At 42.6% G+C, this 20,466-nt stretch carries 16 protein-coding genes; 1 reads left to right on the top strand and 15 read right to left on the bottom strand.

Going from position 1 to position 20,466, the window contains the following annotated elements; all coding sequences use genetic code 11:
• Positions 1–39: 39 nt before the first annotated feature.
• The 15 genes from NFS18_RS02480 to NFS18_RS02410 form a co-directional block, all read right to left on the bottom strand.
• Positions 40–2,679: an alpha-L-rhamnosidase gene (locus tag NFS18_RS02480; protein WP_251387473.1), complete on the bottom strand. Its 2,640-nt coding sequence runs from the start codon at positions 2,677–2,679 to the stop codon at positions 40–42.
• Between the two features lie 72 nt (positions 2,680–2,751).
• On the bottom strand, positions 2,752–4,710 hold the full coding sequence (locus NFS18_RS02475; RefSeq protein ID WP_251387471.1) for a glycoside hydrolase family 127 protein: 1,959 nt from the start codon (positions 4,708–4,710) through the stop codon (positions 2,752–2,754).
• A 62-nt stretch (positions 4,711–4,772) separates the two neighbouring features.
• Positions 4,773–6,353, bottom strand: coding sequence for a DUF5605 domain-containing protein (locus tag NFS18_RS02470; RefSeq protein WP_251387469.1), 1,581 nt, complete (start codon positions 6,351–6,353; stop codon positions 4,773–4,775).
• A gap of 68 nt (positions 6,354–6,421) precedes the next feature.
• On the bottom strand, positions 6,422–7,690 hold the full coding sequence (locus NFS18_RS02465) for an MGH1-like glycoside hydrolase domain-containing protein (protein ID WP_251387467.1): 1,269 nt from the start codon (positions 7,688–7,690) through the stop codon (positions 6,422–6,424).
• A 4-nt stretch (positions 7,691–7,694) separates the two neighbouring features.
• Positions 7,695–8,522, bottom strand: a complete 828-nt coding sequence (locus NFS18_RS02460; protein ID WP_251387466.1) for a carbohydrate ABC transporter permease — start codon at positions 8,520–8,522, stop codon at positions 7,695–7,697.
• Positions 8,519–9,406: a carbohydrate ABC transporter permease gene (locus NFS18_RS02455; protein ID WP_251387464.1), complete on the bottom strand. Its 888-nt coding sequence runs from the start codon at positions 9,404–9,406 to the stop codon at positions 8,519–8,521. Before NFS18_RS02455 ends, NFS18_RS02460 begins: the two co-directional genes overlap by 4 nt.
• Positions 9,407–9,509: 103 nt before the next feature.
• On the bottom strand, positions 9,510–10,871 hold the full coding sequence (locus NFS18_RS02450; RefSeq protein WP_251387462.1) for an ABC transporter substrate-binding protein: 1,362 nt from the start codon (positions 10,869–10,871) through the stop codon (positions 9,510–9,512).
• 328 nt (positions 10,872–11,199) lie between these two features.
• Positions 11,200–11,403, bottom strand: coding sequence for a PTS ascorbate transporter subunit IIC (locus NFS18_RS02445; protein ID WP_251387460.1), 204 nt, complete (start codon positions 11,401–11,403; stop codon positions 11,200–11,202).
• 1 nt (position 11,404) lies between these two features.
• Positions 11,405–12,424: an SPFH domain-containing protein gene (locus tag NFS18_RS02440; RefSeq protein WP_251387458.1), complete on the bottom strand. Its 1,020-nt coding sequence runs from the start codon at positions 12,422–12,424 to the stop codon at positions 11,405–11,407.
• A gap of 215 nt (positions 12,425–12,639) precedes the next feature.
• Positions 12,640–14,070, bottom strand: coding sequence for a four-carbon acid sugar kinase family protein (locus tag NFS18_RS02435; RefSeq protein WP_251387456.1), 1,431 nt, complete (start codon positions 14,068–14,070; stop codon positions 12,640–12,642).
• 19 nt (positions 14,071–14,089) lie between these two features.
• Positions 14,090–14,890, bottom strand: coding sequence for a BKACE family enzyme (locus tag NFS18_RS02430; protein WP_251387454.1), 801 nt, complete (start codon positions 14,888–14,890; stop codon positions 14,090–14,092).
• Positions 14,891–14,935: 45 nt separating this feature from the next.
• Complete coding sequence (locus NFS18_RS02425) at positions 14,936–15,646, bottom strand: FadR/GntR family transcriptional regulator (protein WP_251387452.1); 711 nt, start codon at positions 15,644–15,646, stop codon at positions 14,936–14,938.
• A 35-nt stretch (positions 15,647–15,681) separates the two neighbouring features.
• Positions 15,682–16,353 (bottom strand): aspartate/glutamate racemase family protein, encoded by a 672-nt coding sequence (locus NFS18_RS02420; protein ID WP_251387450.1) that lies wholly within the window; start codon positions 16,351–16,353, stop codon positions 15,682–15,684.
• 207 nt (positions 16,354–16,560) lie between these two features.
• Entirely contained in the window at positions 16,561–18,672 is a 2,112-nt protein-coding gene (locus NFS18_RS02415; protein WP_251387448.1) for an FtsX-like permease family protein, read from the bottom strand.
• Positions 18,669–19,418 (bottom strand): ABC transporter ATP-binding protein, encoded by a 750-nt coding sequence (locus NFS18_RS02410; RefSeq protein ID WP_251387446.1) that lies wholly within the window; start codon positions 19,416–19,418, stop codon positions 18,669–18,671. Before NFS18_RS02410 ends, NFS18_RS02415 begins: the two co-directional genes overlap by 4 nt.
• Positions 19,419–19,739: 321 nt before the next feature.
• On the opposite strand from NFS18_RS02410, the gene NFS18_RS02405 reads away from it, so the two are divergent.
• Positions 19,740–20,441 (top strand): LytR/AlgR family response regulator transcription factor, encoded by a 702-nt coding sequence (locus NFS18_RS02405; protein WP_251387444.1) that lies wholly within the window; start codon positions 19,740–19,742, stop codon positions 20,439–20,441.
• Positions 20,442–20,466: the final 25 nt, after the last annotated feature.

The following is a 20,466-nucleotide window of genomic DNA, read 5'->3' as shown; positions in this document are numbered from 1 at the left end:
TTCTAATTCCATTCATTGAAGCAAATTCTCTTCGCCTCTCTATCTTTTAAACAAAACTGTGTAGCTTCCTGATCCTGCTTCTGCCTCCATATAGTCACCCTTTTCAGTGAAATCCAGCCCATCTGCCTGAAAAACCTCTTTTGCTTCATCCAGCCGGATACTTGCCGTTGTATTGGCAGGAATCTGTACTTTCAATTCTACACATTCCCCCGTTACAGACCATTGTACCTTATTTTCTCCGTAAATGGAACGATAAGTTGTATTTACATAATCCAGCCCGCCGCCGATCCGCGGATAATAAATACTGTGCCTAAATCCCGGCGCACTCTCGTCTGCTTCCACACCTGCCATTACGCGGTACATCCATTCACCAATTGCTCCATATGCATAGTGGTTAAAGGAATTCATATCAGCGCTCCACATAGAGCCGTCCGGCTTCAATCCGTCCCAGTGCTCCCAGATCGTTGTTGCTCCCATCTTCACCTGATACAGCCACGATGGAAAGTCCTCTTTCAACAGCAAGTCATATGCTTCCTTCACACAGCCATTCTGACTCAGTGCATGACAAAAATACGGTGTTCCTACAAATCCTGTTACAAGATGTCCGTTCTCCTTTACAAGAAGCTCTTTCAGACGGTTCACTGTTTTCTCTATATAGTTTTCAGGTGTAAGCTTGAAATAAAGAGCCACAATATGCGCAGTCTGTGTCTGCGCCGTCATGCCTCCTTCACCATCGAAAAAGGTATCCTGAAACTTCTTTACGATATGCTGATACAAATCTTCATACTCCGCTGCCTCTTCTTTTCCAAGTATTTTTGCCATCTTCGCAAACAACCCTGTAGAATATGCGTAATATGCCGTACAGGTCAGATCGTTCGGTGTGGCTCCGAAGTAGCTCCCCTCTTTTGCATCCAGCGCCACCCAGTCGCCGAACTGGAGCTTATAATTCCAGATATAATCATTGGAATGCTCCCGCATGAAGTTGATCCATCCTTTCATGCTTTTATACTGAATATCCAGTATCTTCTTATCCCCGAACATCAGATACATGGTCCATGGATTGATGACTGCCACATCTGCCCACGCCGCCGCTGAATGCGGTCCCTGAGAAAGAAGCCAGTTTCCGTCTGTTCTGCCTTCTTCGATATTCGGGACAACATGAGGTACGCCGCCTTCGGGTGTCTGATCAACCGCCACATCATGCAGCCACTTTTTATAGAATGTATATGTATTCATCAGATAACATGCCGTCCGGCAGAAAATCTGAGCATCCCCAGTCCATCCGAGACGTTCGTCTCTCTGCGGGCAGTCTGTAGGCACATCCAGAAAATTTCCTTTCAGTCCCCACAGATAATTGTGATGAAGCTGATTTAAAAGTGGATTGGAACAATCAATATTTCCTGTTGGCTCCATCTCAGAATGTAAGGTACAGGCTGTAAAGTTTTCTTCCTTCGGCTCTCCCGGATAAGACATGATCTGCGCATACTGAAAGCCCATAAATGTAAACCGCGGATGCCAGTTAATAGTTCCTTCCTCTGCAAATGTATATTTCATTTCTGATTTTGCCGCACGCATATTATCCAAATATACATTACCGTCAGAATCCAACACTTCAAAACATTTCAGCCAGATTACATCTCCTGGCTTACCTGTTGCCGTCACATGAATCCTTCCTGCCATATTCTGACCGAAGTCGATGACAGTCTCCCCTTTTGGCGTCAGGAAAATACGTTTTGCAGGCATTTTATCAATCATCTTAACACGAGAACCGCTCTGTGCACGCATTACTCTTGTGTCAAAAGGAACTACTGCAACCTCCTTCCACTCACCTGCCGGAACTTCATCATATGCCCAGCCCGGACGTTCTAGAGAAGCATCATAAATTTCCCCATGATATATCTCAGAAAATACAATCGGAGAATCACAGCCCTTCCAGTCAGTATCCGTATAAACTCTTTCTTCTGTTCCATCCTCATAACGGATCACAAGCTCCATGGCAAATCCGGTCTGGTCTCCATAGTTATTGCGTGCCTTGGTCAGTCCCATTACACCTTTATACCAACCCGCACCCAGCATAGCTCCGGCTACATTGCAGCCTACCTTTAACATGGATGTAACATCGTAGGTCTGATAGAGCAGATGCCTCTGATAAGATGTCCAGCCCGGTGTCATCTCATCATCCCCTACCTTTTCCCCGTTCAGAAAAAAATTATACAATCCCAGACCTGTAGTCAATGCAAATGCTTCTTTCACTGGCTTCTTTATTTTAAATGATCCCCGAACATAAGTCCCCTTGGAATTTTGTTTGTAAGATTCCCCTGTCTCGGCGGATACAAAAGGTGCAGTCCACTCTTCATCTACCAATGCCATAACAAAATTAGCCGGTCTGCTCCAGCCTGTTTTTTCCACACCGTCATCTACTGTGACACGTACATAATATCTGACCGCTGATTCCAGCGTTACATCTTTTGGACAGATGTGTGCAGACTCACTGCACTCTTTTTTTCCGCTGTCGTATACTATATTTTCAAAAGCAATATCCTTTGCAAGTTGTAAGCGATATGCTTTCTGAATGACATTTCTCCTGCTGCTTTCCAATTCCCAGCCAAATTGAGGCATCTCGGACAGACCTACCGGATTAATCTGATAATCAATATGAATTCGGTTGATTTTAAGCATCGTATATCCCCTTTCTTTAGATTTACTTTTATTTCTTTAATATTTTTTCAAATCTTTCCAAGAAAATGAAAATTATTTCACCAACATCGGGAACCAGATTCTCATCTCGCCGACCCCCCGGTTATCCCATGCAAAATACGGGATAAAGCGCATAACCGTCTTCTCCATTCCCGGAGATTTCCATCTCTGATAAAGTGCCCCTCTGTCAAAGCCTGTGCGATCCACGCAGTATTCCTCCATCTCCAAAGCCTGTACAGTACGTCCCTCAATCTGAATATCACATAACTTTACCGGACTGGTAACATCAATGTAAACATCATCCAGTGTTTCCAAACTGGTGTCTGCTGTCTCGCAACAATACACAAGCGGTCCTTTTTCAACAGCAGCCTGCCCCACAGTTTCTTCAACCATTGTGTTAGCCACCGTATATCGAACCTCCATTGCAAAATCAACACTCACTTCTGCTTCCGCCGGATGCTCAACATATACTTTCTGATAACTTCCCGCTTCTGCTTCAGACAGTTCAATTATCTCTGCTCCAATCTGGATCATTCCCTTTTCTGCCCATCCCGGCACACGGATATTCAAATAGAAGCCTGTGTCAGATTTCACATTTTCACAGGTAAAATGAATCCTTCCGTCATACGGATATTCTGTTTCCTGAACCAATGTAAATTCTGCCCCATTTTCAAGTACGATATCTGCTCTGTTTGCACCATACATGCCAAGCCAGACCGTATCCTCGGATACTGTATACGCATATTCTACGGACTGTGCAATGGTTCTCGCCAGATTCGGCGGACAGCAATAACTTAAAATATACTCACTTCTTGTCAGCGGCCAGATCAATTCATAATCCAGTTTTTTTGCCCGGCGGAGTGCATTCTCGTAAAAGAACTTCTTCCCATCCATGCTCAGCGCTGCAAGATTAGTATTCAGCATCATCCGCTCAATGATATCAAAATATTCTGCTTTCGGATCTAACTGGAACATCCTGTATGCCCAGAACACACCGCCCAGAGATGCACATGTCTCATTATAAGCTGTAATGTTCGGAAGCTGATATTCATAACCGTAAGCCTGATGCACCAACTGATGAACAAAGAAATTACCATAAGGGGATGCTCCGTTATAGAGTGCACCGCAGCCGCCTGTAATGTAAAGCTTCTTATCCACCATGCTGCGCCATACCTTATCCAGAACGCTCCGGAGTTCTTCCCTGTCCTCTTCCAGACAAAGATCCGCCACACCTGCATACAGATAGTTGGCGCGTACCGCATGACCGATGATTTTATCATGATCCTTTAATGGAATACGGTCCTGATTATCATCCATCCCGTCTTTTACACTGTCACGAAGCGCAACTGCCTGCTCTGCAAGATGAAGATACCGCCTTTCTCCGGTAGTACGGTACATTTCCACCAGCCCCATATAATGTGACGGGCAGACTGCGGTCTGTACCTCGCCTTTTTTCATTGCATCCTGATACATTTTCTCCAAATAGTCAGCAGTCTTCACTGCAACCTTCATAAAATTATCTTTTCCGGTCAGTCTCTTATGAAGACAGGCAGAAGTAAACAAATGTCCGAAATTATACACTTCAAAGTCATTGATATCCCCCATCCTTGTAATCCCGTTGTTTTCCCGTTCACCGATAATCTGCTTTGTAGAAATATAACCGTCTTCAAGCTGTGCTTTCCCGATCAGTTCAATGTATTCGTCTAACTGATTCATCAGTTCTTCATTATCATTTTTTGCCGCCGTATAAACAGCAGATTCCATCCACTTATAGAAATCTCCGTCACCAAATACGGTTCCATCAAAACTACCTTTTGTTTCTCCCGCACATATACGGAAGTTCTCCAGCACGTGACTGATTTCCTTACTCTCGAACATATGCTGAAGCTGTGGCACTGTTGCCTGTGCACATGTATCAAAACGTTCTTTCCAAAGTCCTCCTGTCCACTCCACTGCCATGCCGTCTACAGGTGATACCTTTGCATTTTTTGATTTCTTTGTATCTGTCAGCATTTCATAATTCCTTTCTTTCTATGTCTGATTATTTCCGTATTTTCCCACTGGACAGCCATTTCTTATTTTGCCTCACCAGTACTGTCTTCCTGCTGCTTTTCCCATAAGCGGACTGCCATATATTCTCTTCCCGGAAGAGACACCTTGAACTGACCTTTCACAGTTCCCCTTTTCTCAACGGTCATATTCCATGTATCAATCACTTCAACTTCAAATTCGGTTGTATCATCAAAATAAAATTCTTTGAATAAAGGAATTGTAAATCCATAATATATCAGATAATAGCTCTTCACCTTGCGCATCCACTCATATTCTGGTACCCCGCATACACAATCCCATTTCAAATCATATGGTGCCAGACCATGCCCGGGAGTCTCGCATAAAATATCATAGAGAAAGCCGAACCGCTTCCAGCTCTCTCCTTTTAATTTTCCTCCATGCGACCACCAGAGAATATTTTGAGACGAACTGACTTTTGTCAGCGCCGGATTCAAGAGCGTCTCACCATGTCCTGCATAGCCGCCCCTTACAGAGCCTTCCCAAAATCTTCTCAGCAACTCTTTTCCGCTGATATTCCCCCAGCCAAACTGCAGATTTCCCTCATAACAGATTTCATCCAGAACAATCGGCTTCTTATATGTCTCGCGCCATTTTGTCACATATTCTGCACTCAAATAAGACTCCTGCCTCTGAATACTGCAATGTGTCACCCATGGTCTGTTATAATCATAAAAGCCATGACAGTTATGTATAGAACGGAGATGGTTATAGGGATCCTTTTCACACAGGATTTTTGCATAACTCTCCCAATCATCCAGCGTCTTATGCTTCATCAGATCATATTCGTTAGCAAGTGACCACCATACATTCCTGTATGCCGCAAATCTTGCCACTACATACTTCCAGTACAGAGCATCCTGTTCCTTTGTCATACAGGAAAATCCCCAGCGGTCGTAAGGGTGCATCACAATAATATCTGCCTCAACCCCAAGATATGCCAGTTCTTGAATACATTTCTCAATATGTGCAAAATGCTTCGGATTAAACCGGCTGAAATCCCATTCATTTCCCTCTGATACTTCCGTATATTCATTAAAATTATCATCCGTCAGCACCCGGTAATCCATCGGCATTCCCTCATATGGAAAGCTTCGCGGATCCTCAAAGTTATATGCATAATGCTTCGGAAAGATACAGAATCGGATTTTATTGAATTTTGCTTCTTTCAGACTTGCAAGCGTCTCCCTGATCCGCTCATCAGACTGCAGCTCCCACACATAGCAAGTAGTTCCAATTGAATAATAAGGTGTTCCGTCCTCGTATGCAAAATGATACGTTCCCGCTACTCTTACAGGTCCATGATTTCCTTCTGACGGCGCCGATACTTCAAACACTCCCTGTTCCTCCACACCAAAACTGCTTGTCAGCCGGAACTCATATAGCTCTGCAAAGGATGGCATAAATCTGGCTTTATATATGCCCTCTCCGTCATAAAAACCATCCACGGACTTTTTTTCGTTTTTGCTGCAAAGCTCTACAGATATACTCTGTTCTGTAAATGGATTGCCTTCTGACGGTCCTTGTACTGTAATCTCCCAGATTCCCCACCGTTCTGCCTTTTTTTCATATCTTACCGCTTCCATGTGCTGCCTCCCTCCGCTTTTTATATGATACCGGTTCTGATTTCTCTCCATAAACGCTTTTTCCCTGACTATGCCACCGGCTTCTTTCCGTGCAGCTCATCAACCATGTTAAGTGCAAGCACATTCCAGTTAATAAATCCGGCATTCATAATCGGTTCTCCGTTAAACGGATTGTAATATTCATGCAGACTCCCTGTCTTCTCCAGATCCTCTCCCAAAAGAGTCAGTGTTCTCTCACACATGATTTCTGCTTCTTTTTTGTATCCGTAATTCATAAGACCTCTGAAGATTACATAGTTTGCAACCAGCCATACCGGTCCCAGCCAGTTGGACGGATTATTTGTCACTGATAGATCAAACATCTTCTCATCCTTTGCCAGCGTTGTCAGTCCATAATCGGAACCGAATGTTTCTTCATCGAAAATATGTTTCACCATCTCCGCCGCCTGCTCCTCTGTTGCAATATTTGCAAACATTGGTATGAATCCCGACCAGACACGGATTTTAATCGGAAGTGTTTTCCAGAAAACTCCCAGCCCCTGATGAAACCAGTCAAATTTTCTTGTCTTAATATCCACATCTGCAGAATAGAAGAATTTATCCCTTTTGTCCCAGCATTCACTCTGAATCGCTTCCACAAGCTTATCTCTCTTCTCGAGATAATAAGCTTTCCGTTTCTCTTTACCATACTGCAGACATATCTTTGCCATTGCTTCAAGCTCAAGGCACATAAAACTATTCAGGTAAATATTGGCTGTGGAGAATTTCGGCCGCCCGAAGGTTGCCGGATCATTATCCATTCCAATCATAATATCATCACACCACACATATAATCCGCAGTTCTCAAAATAGTAATTTTTATCATAGCATGCGAAATATTTTTCTAAATTATCAAAATACTTCCCACACCAGCCATAATCTCCGATATAATCACTGATAAGAATAATCTGACGGCACAGGAAGGGCTTGTGCATATTCATCATAATACCTTCCTTATGCTTCATATTCAGATATGGTTCCGGCCAGTCAGCTACCTCGATCATCATAGGAATATATCCATCGGGCAACTGGTGATCCATAAAGTTGTGAATGTTTCCTTTTGCATGTTCAATCAGACGTTCCTTAATCTGCTCATCCTCATACTGATCCGCCAGATTAAAAAAACCGTATACAGACCAGTAGGTATCCCAGTCCCAGACATTTCCGTCATACACAGATCCCGGATCAATAAAAGGATATTTTATAAAACTCCTCGGGTTTTTCAACACCTGCTCTGTATGCTTTATGACAAATTCGCGAATTGCCTTTGTATATCGTTCCATTGTATTATGATCCATAATATCAACCTTTCACCGCGCCTGCTGTCATTCCTTCCATAATCTTCTTATTCAACGCTGTATATAAAACCAGCATAGGAAATACACTCATAGATACAGATGCAAAAATCGCACCCCAGTTCTTTCCGCCAAATTCATCCGAGAAATATAACAGACCTGTCTGTACTGTCTTCAAGGAAGAATCACTGATAAATGTCATAGAGAAGAGCAGGTCATTCCATTTAAAGAAGAATTGCAGCACAAGTACGGTTACAATCGCATTCTTCATCAGCGGCACTACAATATGCCACATCATACGGTAAATTCCGCAGCCGTCAATAACTGCCGCCTCCATAATATCATCTGGGAAGGAACGCAAATAACCTTGTACCAGATAAATTGACAGAGACAATCCAAATGCAATGTATGTCAGTATCAGACATGTTCTTGTATTTAATAAATTTGCCTTGCTGTAAATCTGAAACAACGGAATCAAAGCTGTTGCAACAGGAATCATGATTCCCAGTCTGAAAAATAACGCCACCTTTTCACGGTGTTTCCACTGCATTTTTGTAACCGCAAAGCCGACTGTTGTTGCAAAAATCACGATAAATACAAGAGACACCAGTGTTGTGATCAAACTGTTCTTAAAAAATGTAGCCATATTGCCGCGGGTCCATGCGTCAATATAGTTCTGAATATGAAACCCTTTGTTCAGTGCATATGCCGGATACTCACTCCACTCTGACTGTTGTTTTAGAGATGCAGTCAGCATCCAGAACAACGGATATATTTCAATCACACAAATAAGAAAGATAACCAAGCCTTTAAAACCGGATTTTGCCTTTTTCATCTCTTATCCTCCTTTACGTCAAACATATTGATAACTCCTGAACCGACAATACAGATCAGGAAGATTACAATCGCTATTACACTTCCATATCCGACCTTGTTATATGTAAATGATACGTCATACATATACATGGAAAGTGATTTGGTCGCCGTACCCGGACCGCCGTTCGTCAGCGCCAGCGCCGATTCAAACATTTTCACTGTACCAGAAAAGCTGAATACAAGACTGGTAATGATCATCGGGCGAAGCAGCGGAAGCAAAATTCTTCTGAACATTTGAAAGCTTCCTGCACCATCAATTCTTGCCGCTTCGAGAATATCCTCTGGAATGTCAAGCAGCGCCCCATAGAAAATAACTGAATAGAATCCCATTGCTACCCAGATATCCATGATACACAACATTGCAAGAGCCGTACTCTCCTGTCCGATCCATGGCTGTACCAGATTCGACAGACCGACCGAATCTAAAAAACTGTTCAGCAGACCGTAGCTCGGCTGGATCTCATAAATCTTAGCAAACAACTGACCGACTGCAACGGTAGGAAGTACAACCGGAAAGAACACCAATGTACGGACAATTGTTTTGCATCTTCTCAGCCAGAAGCGGAACATCAGCGCCAGCAGAAGTCCCAGTCCTACCTGACCGACTGTTACAACAGAAATATATCTTGCATTGACTGACAGTGCATCCAGAAATTTTTTATCACTAAACAGTTTCAAATAGTTATCAAATCCAACAAATTCCCAATTTAGTCCCGGACTGCCATTAAACAGTGAATAGTACAGGGACCAGATAACCGGCACCATAACCAATATGGTATACAATACTAATGCCGGTACAACAAAAAGTGCAATCGCTTTTTTGTTACCTAATACTCTCTTCATCTCATTTTATCCTTTCTCAAACAAAGGCACTAATAGGAAAAGGGAAGCATTCGGATTTCCATGTCCAAACACTCCCCTTATCAAATCTGCCTGGATGCTTTGTTTATTTGTTCAAATCGTATACATCCTGAATAGATTGCATATATTCTTCAGCTGTCATATCTCCGTTCAGCAACGGCTGTACATTTTCCTGTGCTGTCTTAGAAAGTTCTGCATCCATTTTTGCTTCCCACCATGCAAATCCTTCTGTCGCCTTGTCGATTTCATTGAGCACTAATTTTGTATAAGAATCCATACTTTCTGCTTCTGTTGTGTATGTATATCCTTTAACTGTTCCAAGTTCCTCCATCGCTGCATTACCCATATTCTCGATGAAGTATTTCAGGAACCATGCTGTTCCCTCATTAAATTTAGCTTTGTCCAATGCAAGAATATTACCACAGTTCATGGAATATGATGTTGCAGAACTGATACTCTCATCTACGACCGGAATGTTAAAGAATCCAATTCCATCTTCTCCCGCCGGATTCTGTGACGGATCTGTCAGATTCTGTGTAAACCAGGAGCCATTATAAAAGATTGCCCCTTTTCCGCTCATCACCATAGAACCTGCCGTATTGGCATCTACCGTTGTAACGCCTTCGCCAAAGTAACCTGCCTCTGCCCAGTCCGCCAGCTTCTGAGCTGCTGCTACAAGTCCCTCATCTGTATAATCAGCTTCACCATTTGCTGCCTTTGTCATAATGTCATTTCCCATTGTTCTTACTGCATACGCATTGATCAGACGTGTTGCAAGCCATTTATCAGCGCCTCCTGTAACCAGCGGCTGAATTCCTGCTGCATCCAGTTTTTTAAGAACTTCTTCAAACTCGTCCCATGTAGCCGGAACTTCACATCCAGCTTTTTCAAACAATTCCTTGTTATACCAGAATCCTTCTACATTCAGTCCTAATGGAAGGTCATACAATGCATCTGTTTCGGATAATCCTTTCATTAATGCAACCGCACTTTCACTCAAGCTGTCCTCTACACCGATTGTCTCAACGACCTCAGAAATATCTGCTACTTTGTCCGCATCAATCAATGTTCTAAGCGGCGCGCCAGCCTCGTATGCGAACACATCCGGAAGATCATTGGATGCTGACAATGTTGCAATTTTCTGTGTCAGATTATCTGCTGCTACCATTTCGTATTCCCACTCAAAATTCGGGTTTACATTATCCTTGTAATCCTGACAGATTTTATTAATCAGGATTCCATTATCATTATCCTCTGCCCAGATTGTAAGGAATTTGAGTTTTGTTTCAAGCTGCGGATCTTCTCCTGTATAATCCGCATCCTGCCATGACTGTGCCTCTGCATCGCCCTTCGCTGTTTCTCCTGAATTACTTCCGCTTCCACAACCAACCAGTAAGGATGCCATCATTGCTACTGATAAGAATGCTGCAAGTACTCTTCTTTTCATTTACTTGTCCTCCCTAAATTTTTTAATTTTTTTTCGTTCCCGGGATTTATTATTTATTTCTTGTTCTTATTATAGCAGTAACATCCTACGTTGGATAGTGTTAGTTTTTTTGTGTTTTGTACACTTTTTTTATTTACGTCATATTTTTTTGTGATTCCTTGTGTAAATTGTAGAATATTTATTATCCATTTACATCTTGATCAAAACAAAAAAGATAAAGCATTGGAGAATGCTGTAATTCCCCAAGCTTTATCTTTTTCTCATAATTGTTTAAATAATATGAAATTTTTAGCAACAGTTCTGCCAAAAGTTTGAACCATTTCAAGTCTTATTCTATATCTAACTCCGGCGGCTCATCCAGATGTTCAGATACATATTTCCCATTTTTCTTCCGCTGTCTCACACACTCGGTCAGCAGATATTCAATCTGTCCATTCACCGAGCGGAAATCATCCTCTGCCCAGGCTGCGATGGCATCGTACAATTTTGAAGAAAGCCGGAGCGGAATCTGCTTCTTTTTCTGTTCAGCCATATCAATACAGGCTTCCTGAATTCACAATCGGCTGGGCATCTCTGTTGCCGCACAGAACAACCAGCAGATTCGATACCATGGCAGCCTTACGCTCCTCATCCAGTTCCACAATCCCATTTTCGTTCAGCCGGCCCAGCGCCATCTCGACCATGCCGACTGCGCCGTCCACGATCATCTTTCTTGCATCGATCACAGCAGATGCCTGCTGACGCTGCAGCATAACTGCCGCAATTTCCGGTGCGTAAGCCAGATATGTGATCCTTGCTTCCAGAATCTCCAATCCCGCCTCGCTGACTCTTTGCTGAATCTCATCTTTAATTCTATCAGCTACAATCTCGCTGGAACCGCGGAGACTTCCTTCATCAGCCTGTCCGTCTCCTGTAGTATCCACATTCGGAGCCACATCATACGGGTAAATACGGACGATGTTACGCAGTGCGGTATCGCACTGTAAGGACAGATACTCCTTGTAATTATCTACATTGAAAACTGCCTTGGATGTATCAACAACTCTCCACATAACTGCAATGCCGATCTCCACCGGATTACCGAGACAATCATTTATCTTCTGACGGCTGTTATTCAGTGTCATAATCTTCAGGGAAATCTTCTTACCGCTGTAATCGCCTCCTCCTATTTCCACTCTGTTCCAGGAAAATGACGCTTTTTTTGCATTATTATTCACATCTCCGCTCTGATTCAGATGTGTATCCGCCGCCGGGTTCACACTGGTACAGAAAGGATTTATAAAATAAAACCCTTCTCCCTTCAATGTTCCCACATATTTACCAAACAATGTCAGTACAAGCGCTTCCTGCGGCTTTAAAATTCTAAGTCCGCAATACGGAAACCATCCGATACACAACCAGATAATACTGATGATCAGAAGTACAGGACTTTTGCCTCTGCTCAGCTGCATACTGCCAAACGCGCATCCTGCAGCTGCTGTTAGATAAACCAGTGTTGTCAGTACAAGTACAAGCATACCCTTTTTCTTATTCTGTAATACTTTTTCCTTCATATGTATCACTCCTTAGTTTTTCTTTTTGATATCATCATGATATCACTTTATCTTAGAAATGTAAATAGCTTTCTTTCAATATTTTTAGGCAAAAAAATAGCAGGGTACTGTTCACACGGCACCTTGCACTGTGCTGCAAGCTGTCCGGTCAATGAAGTGATGATAATAACAATAGCGGGGACTTCTCCCCGCCGCATCAATTCATCTCATTGACATTACATACATATTTCCACCGCTTCGCGTAAGGTTGTCACTTCCCCGACATTTCCAGGAAAAATAACATAAGGAATTCCCGGAAAACGGCTTTCTTCTCCGGTCTTCCACACAGGAATACCGGGACGAATCTGTCCCATAACGTCTGCACGTTTCACCTGCAAAGCCTTCGTTCCCACATCGCTTGAAGTAATTCCGCCTTTAGCAATCACAAATGACGGAATAACGCTTAACTTTCCAACAAGCGACTGTACTGCATCAGATATCTTTACAGAGCGGAGCAGCGCTTCTTCCTTTGTATCATTTTCAATTACAAGGAGCTTTCGTTTTGTGTAAACTACAACTGTTTTCCCAGTCCGGATCATTTCTTCTTCCCGCTGGATTGTTTCATGAATTTCTTTTGTAAATGCTTCTTCATCAAGAACCAGATCTGAATTAAACTCCAAGAATTCTAGCCCTGATACTTTTTTCAGTTCTTCCAACTGACTGGTTGTCTTCATCGTATGAGAACCTACAACGATAATACCACCATTTGTATTTTCACAAGTTAACATCTCTTTCCGGGTCAGAAGAGGCTTATCAGAAATCCCGCCCATTACCTTCACCAGCGCCGCAGCAGTACGGAACAGATATTGTTTTCCCTTCGCCATTGCCTGGTAAAGTGCAATTGCAAAGACTTTCAAGTCGCAGTAATCCACTGCGTTAACGACAATCTTGCCAAAATCTTTTATCTGAATCAGCTTTTTTAAAATGCCGTCTATATCGCGGGCCCGCAGTTCTTCCAATGAAATACATAGTACTTGTTCCGCCCGATATCTGCCTTTTGTCTTTTCCTCTACATATTTCCGCAAATCCGATGCCTGATATCCAAAGGTCTTATCTGCTGCAAATTCTGTCTGTCCGGCAGGCACCAGCCTCCCGCCATTCTTAACATAATGTACATTTCCGATGGTATAACGTCCGCCTTCTTTGAAAAACGGACACAAAATTTCCCCGTCCACCTTCTTACCGCTATCTGTTTCCATCCCCTGTCTCAGCAATTCTGTTTCAAGCGGATAATGCCCCCTAAGTGTAGAATCCCCTCGGCTGATTATCAGATATTCTTGACCGGTCTTTTTTGAAATAGTCTGTACCCGACTGATAATATCCTGATGGCACTGTGTTGTCTGCTCTACAGTAAACCCTCTGGAATTAGTCAGAATATAGAACAAATTTCTTTCCTCCGCAAATCCGGCAGCAATACTTTCTTGTGACCAGTCAGTATACACTGACACGCCGTGTACCGTCTGCACACCTGTCGGGTCATCATCCAGTACAATGATTTTCCTTCCGCTTTTTATAATTTCCTTTTGAAGCAGTTCATCCAGTTTTGATTCATCAATTTTGGGAAACTGCTCAATCACACTTATATCCAGTTCCTTTAGCTGTTCCATATCTATATACCCATATCTTTCAATCCATATTTAACATCTTCCGTGCTTCATCAGGTGTCATTGGTTCCTTATCCATTGCCCGCAGAAGCTGCACTGTTTTCTCAACCAGCGGCAGGTTTGTTTCTGCCTGCACTGCCGGATTCAGATAACTACTATCCTCAAATCCAATTCTTACAGTTCTCGCACCAAGTCCAAGAGCTCCCGCTATAATGCCAAAATCTTTTCGATATGCATGCGTAATCCCCCAAATTGTGTCCTTTGGAATAAAATTCACCATAGCCGCCAGCGCCTCCGGTGTTGCAGGCGCCTCCCCCGGATGTCCCAGTACTACACTAAACAGAATTGGGGGTTTCATTGGAAACTCTCTGCGAAGTTCCTGCACCATATGAATATGACCTATTTCAAACACTTCGATTTCCGGCGTTTTTCCTGTCTTGATAATCTCTTCGACACAGTACTTCACTTCTGGAATCGGATTGCAGTATACTGCATTCCCCAGATTCGTAGATCCTACGTTTAAAGAACATGCTTCCACTTTATCATAATATAACGGTGCACATCTCTCTTGGATTGTAAGATCAGACACACCGCCTGTTGATGCCTGAATAATAATATCCGACTGTCCGCGAATCAATTCCACCGTTTCCTTTAATACACTCAGATCCGGTGTCAGTCCGCCGTCTCTGTTCCTCACATGCAAATGTACCATTGCAGCACCTGCTTTGGCACAGGCTGTCACATCTGCTGCAATCTTTACAGGGTCAATTTGTTTGTCTGCCGCACTGACAGGTGCAACAGAAACCAATACTTTATCTGCCATTTTTCCTCTCCATCGTAACAGTTCAGTCTACAGCCTAACTGTCTCTTATTTTTCCCAGTATTTGTAATGCTTCTCTATCACTGCAGAAATCAGCCTTTCATCTTTTTTGCAAAGGACGTCCAGAATCTCTTTATGAAGTTCCACAAACTCCTCCTGATGTCCATTTTCCAGAATATATTCTACCGTCAGAATTCGGGACTGTCTTGTGATTTTATCCACATAGTATCCAATGCTCTCTAACAGATTGTTTGCAAACACCGAAGTCAGTACTGCATGAAAACGGACATCCGTATCATAAATCGCTCTGGAAGACGGATTCTCTTTATGAACTTCTTCTTCCATTTCCCTGATCACCATCTTTAGCTGATGAAATTCTTCTTTTCCCATTCGTTTCATTGCTTCCTGCAGGATTCCCACATCAATCACTTTGCGAAGCTCGACCACCTGCTTCTGTGAATCTCTCTGTAGGATAATTCCATACAAAATCGGATACAGCATCTTATAATTGTACTCCTGGCAGATATACGTACCGTCTGCCCTGCGGATTTCCAGTACTCCATATGCCGCCAGAATTTTAATCGCCTCACGTACCGAATTACGTCCCACACGGAAAGTTTCACATAACTCAGGTTCTGTCGGAATCTTATCTCCCGGTTTCAGTTCTCCATTGATGACTGCATTCGTAATCTGATCTACAATCCTGTCAACCACAGATTTATTCGCCAGTGAAGCCTGCATAAATTTGTCCGTACCCATTCTATTTACCTCCGGTATCATTCACATGTTTCTAATTAAATTAATCCTTTTGCAATCAATGCATCCCGTAATGCCGGCGCTCCGAACCTCGGACTAGATACAACTGTTTTTTTATATTTCTCATAAATATATTCTTCACAGTATGCCATGGATCCCTGTGCAAAAAGAATCACATCCGCCTTATTTGCAACACCGCCTGCATGCTCTGTCATCAATTCTTTGAACTGCTCCTGATCCAGGCCAAATGCTCCTTCTACCAGGCAGTCAATCAATTCCACATGCTGATTCATCTCTCTTGCCACACGCAGGATCGTATTCTTAGTCGGCTCCAGAGTCGTCGGCAGTGTTGCCATGACCGCAATCTTCTTTCCCTGTCTTACTGCTTCACGGCACATCTCTTCATCAATACGCACGATCGGAATACCTGTATATTTTCCAATATCCTGTGCTGCGTCTGCCACCTCGCCAACAGAAGAACATACATTTAAAATTGCATCAGCGCCATCCATGACTGCCTGCATAAACATACTTACCAGCTTTGCCGCCGGCGGAGCAGTCACGTAACCAGCCTCTCTCACCTCTGCGAGAATAGACGGATCCTGATAGCTCATAATCTCGGTATCTTCCGGAAGTGCTTTGCTCACTTCTTCCTCCAGAAGTTCAATCAATTCCGGCGTTGTACTTGTATAAACTAAAGCTACTTTCATCTCTTCCTCCTAATTCTATTCAATCGTATAACGTAGGATGTTTACTTGTTTATTATTACATTGATTTATCTGTTTGTAAATAGAAATGTTATATAAAAACCAATTCATGATTTTGTGCAATTTAGCAAAAATGAGAAACGCACATATTATACTGCACGTTTCTCATTGCCGTTATCAATTCATATAATCTTTACTTGTTTCCGGCACTCAGAATAAAAATTTCTTTACTGTCTTTAGTGATTTTCTGTACATCACATACTGAAACAATGCAATACCAAGTCCGATGACAACAGTCAGCGCCGCCACCATAACTTCGCCGGATTTCAGCACCCCGTCATTACTGATCAGAATAACCATTGTATACACAATTGTCAGTCCTATGCCAAGCACAGTAGGCAGCACATATACCTTCTGGATCTGTTTTTTCAAAATCCAGAGACGGTATGCCTCATCTGCGCCCAACCGCTTGATATCCTCAAATACCTGACGGCTGCTCTCTCCCACACTCTGACTTCTGGAATAACCGATAATTCCCACTGCCGCAGCGCAAATAGCCGCCACATAAATGAACAGCATCAGACGGATTGCACTGCCAAGAATGGTCTGCTGGCTTATAAGCGGAACCAGCAGAGGGATGTACCACCAGTCTGTCTCTTTTGCCGGTTCCTCCAGATCCACCACTGCCAAAACTGACATATCCACATAGTTTTCTGCTCCAACACGCTGCTCTTCCATCGGATTGTAAGCCATCAGATGATTCATTTCTTCGGACATTCCCAATACAAGCTCTCGAAACAATGTCTTTGCAAATGCAATTTCCCCGTCACTTTCCTGACTATCGAACAAAACCTGTGTTCCCAGACTATCTGGCTTTAATCCCGCTTTTAATGCTTCATAATCCATATCATTGATTACAAAACGGGCGTTCGCCCCTAATCCGTTGTAATTTAGAACCAATGCGTTATAGACCGTATTTCCCAGGTATTTCATGGAAAGATACATATCTTCCTTTTTACTGTAAAGCTGGCTCATATCATCAAAATGATCCCAGAAGCTCTCTGTTGCTTCTTCCGGCTGGATCAAATAATATCCTCCTTTTGGAATGTCCAATGTAATTTCTGTCAGTTTTGCATATTCCGAAACGCTGATACAGTCATATTCGGCATTCCTTTCCACAAATTCTTCTATAATGCCGCTGCCATCCTCGGTTACGTCCCTGTTGACTGCGCTTCCCGGCACACGGATGAATTCACCTTCCCGGTAATCTCTGATCTCTACTCCATATTCCGACGCCAATTCCCGGATTCTGTCTTCCGCCGGCATCTCTCCATTCTGCAAATACCGCCAAGAATATCTGTCCTCATAATAAGATGCAGCTTTTATCCCTCCTTCTGTCATAAGCGGAATATATGTTGCCGCATACATTCCGGCAATGATCAGTAAAACAATGACAAGCATATTTCGTACAACTGACGCTCCCTGAAATTTCATCATACCATAGTACAACAGATTATTATAATACTTTTGGGGATTACGGCCTTTCTGATGACTGGAAATGGAATACACGAGCAGACGGTATACGCCAAACACAGCCACAAGATAAAACAGATTTGACCAAACTCCCATATACCGGTATGTCATTCTCAGATAGATTCCCGGCAAGATTGCAGCCACAAAAATTCCGCTTACAACGCAGATAAATCCGCTCACCAAATATCCTTTTGTCACGGACTTCTTCAACGGCTCCTGTCTGCGCTGTTCATTAATGACTTCCATAATATCTGTCCGCTTCATTGCCTTATATGCCATGAGCAAAATCATCAGTACCAGCGCCACTCCAAACAACAGAGAACTGAGAAATCCTTCTACAGTAAATGAAAACTGATGATCATTGACGGATCTGGTGATCAATTCCATTACTTTTCCGACTGCCATCGAAAGGAACGCGCCGAAAATAATTCCTTCTATTACATACAGTGATATCATTTTTGTAAGTTCTGCGGACAGCGCTTTAGAAAGCGTACTTCTCTCTGCCCCAAGCGCCAGAAAAATACCAATCTCACGACTCTTATATCTCAGAAACAGCCGCGCCGCATACCAGACAAAAACTACACACCCTGCCACTGCAACTCCAAATATCAAACTTGCAATTTTTCTTGTATCGCCGCCGTCTGGAAGCGCCTTCTGAACCAGCGGGCTGAACGTCATCATTAAATAGGATGAAATCAGCATTTCCGCAAATACGATTACAAACTGAAACTGTTTATAATCTCTCTTATTCTTGATTCTTAGTTTTTTCCATAACATCTGAAGTGTCATTCTTGTTCACCGCCATTCAAATTTTTTAGTATATCTAATAATTGCTCAAGAAACTTTTTTCTATCTCCATTGTTTACTAATTCTGTGTACACATTTCCGTCACGCATGACGATCACCCGATCGCAATAGCTAGCTGAAAAGCTGTCATGCGTCACCATAAATGTGGTGGCATTTAAGGTTTTCTGCGCCTCAAGAAATGCACTGATCACAGCTTCACTGGAGCGGCTGTCCAAGTTCCCGGTCGGCTCGTCTGCTAAAATCAACAGGGGATCATTCATCAGTGCCCTTGCAACCGCCGTCCTCTGTTTCTGTCCGCCGGAAATCTCTGCCGGATATTTATCTGCAATCTCATGTATCCCAAACAGCTCCAACAAATTCTTCGCTTTCTTTTCCATCGGTCCATAAACCTCTTTCCGAATCACTTTCGGAACACAAACATTTTCAAAAACTGTCAGTCCGTCCAACAGCATGAAATCCTGAAATACAAAGCCCAGGTTTTCATTTCTCACCTTTGCGATCTGCTTTTCATCCAGCCGGGACAATTCATTATTTTGTAAAAGAATTTTTCCTTTGTCGTGCGGAATAAAACAGGAAATACAATTCAAAAGTGTTGTTTTTCCAGAACCCGACGGTCCCATCACCGCAACAAACTCTCCCTGCTTTACTTCAAAAGATACATCCTTTAACACTTCATATACGTTATTCCCGTTACGATAACTTTTATAGAGATGTTCCACTTTTAACATAATCATCTGTCTCCTCTCATTCTTGGTAACAGTGCATACTGACCTGTGACCGTGCAGCTTGGCGCATGACCCAGGAGTGCACAGTAACGAACTGTTACCATATCTGGCACATTATCTGGATTTTTTGTTGTTCTGTGCTCTTCTTTCTAACTGATATTTTAAAAAAAGCAAGGAATTTTTACTATGGATCGAAATGTCAAATTTGGATAGGATTTTGTAATATTCCGCACGATTATATTTATGTCAACTCTTGTTTTTTTTAATTAATATTGATACTCTAATTATTACAAAGTAAGAATCAACAAAAGGATTTATCAAACCATGCTTGAACTTATAATATGTGATGATGAAAAAGTATATAGAAATGATTTAAAAAGAACACTCAGCACAGAATTAGACTTATCAGGAATTGAATACCGGATCTGTGAATTTACTTCCGGCGAAGAGCTGCTTGCTAAAGTCAGCCCTGCCGATTCTCAGATTCTTTTTCTGGATATTGAGATGGCTGATCTCAATGGAATTGAGACCGCAAAAAAACTCCGTGAAAATCAATATCACGGACAGATTATTTTTGTCACGTCTCACCCTGATTTTGTATTTCAGGGATACGAAGTCAGAGCTCTGAATTATATTTTGAAGCCGTATGTAACAGATAAAATTCTCTCGGTGCTTCATACAGCATTAAATGAACTTGATGTTTCTGTTGAAAAATATTTTATTGTGGAACAACGTTCCGGCAGTACCCGTGTTCCTCTAAATGACATTTGCTATTTTTTCAGTGAAAAACGTCTGATCCATCTTGTGAGCGCCGTACAAACCTATACTTTTTACGGCAAATTAAACGATCTGGAAGAACAACTTCCGGATTCTTTTGTCCGGATTCACAACCGTTATCTCATTCATATGAAATATCTGGAACAGATCGGCGGAACAAAAGCTGTTGTTGCAGGAGAGGCGCTTCCGGTCAGCCGTGCCTGCAAAACACCGCTGTCTATCGCATTTGCAAAATACATGCTGAAATAAACTTACACAACATTACAGGAGATTT

This window comes from Mediterraneibacter agrestimuris (assembly GCF_943193195.1).
GTDB lineage: Bacteria > Bacillota > Clostridia > Lachnospirales > Lachnospiraceae > Schaedlerella > Schaedlerella agrestimuris.
This window is presented reverse-complemented; position numbering and strand designations above follow the sequence as displayed.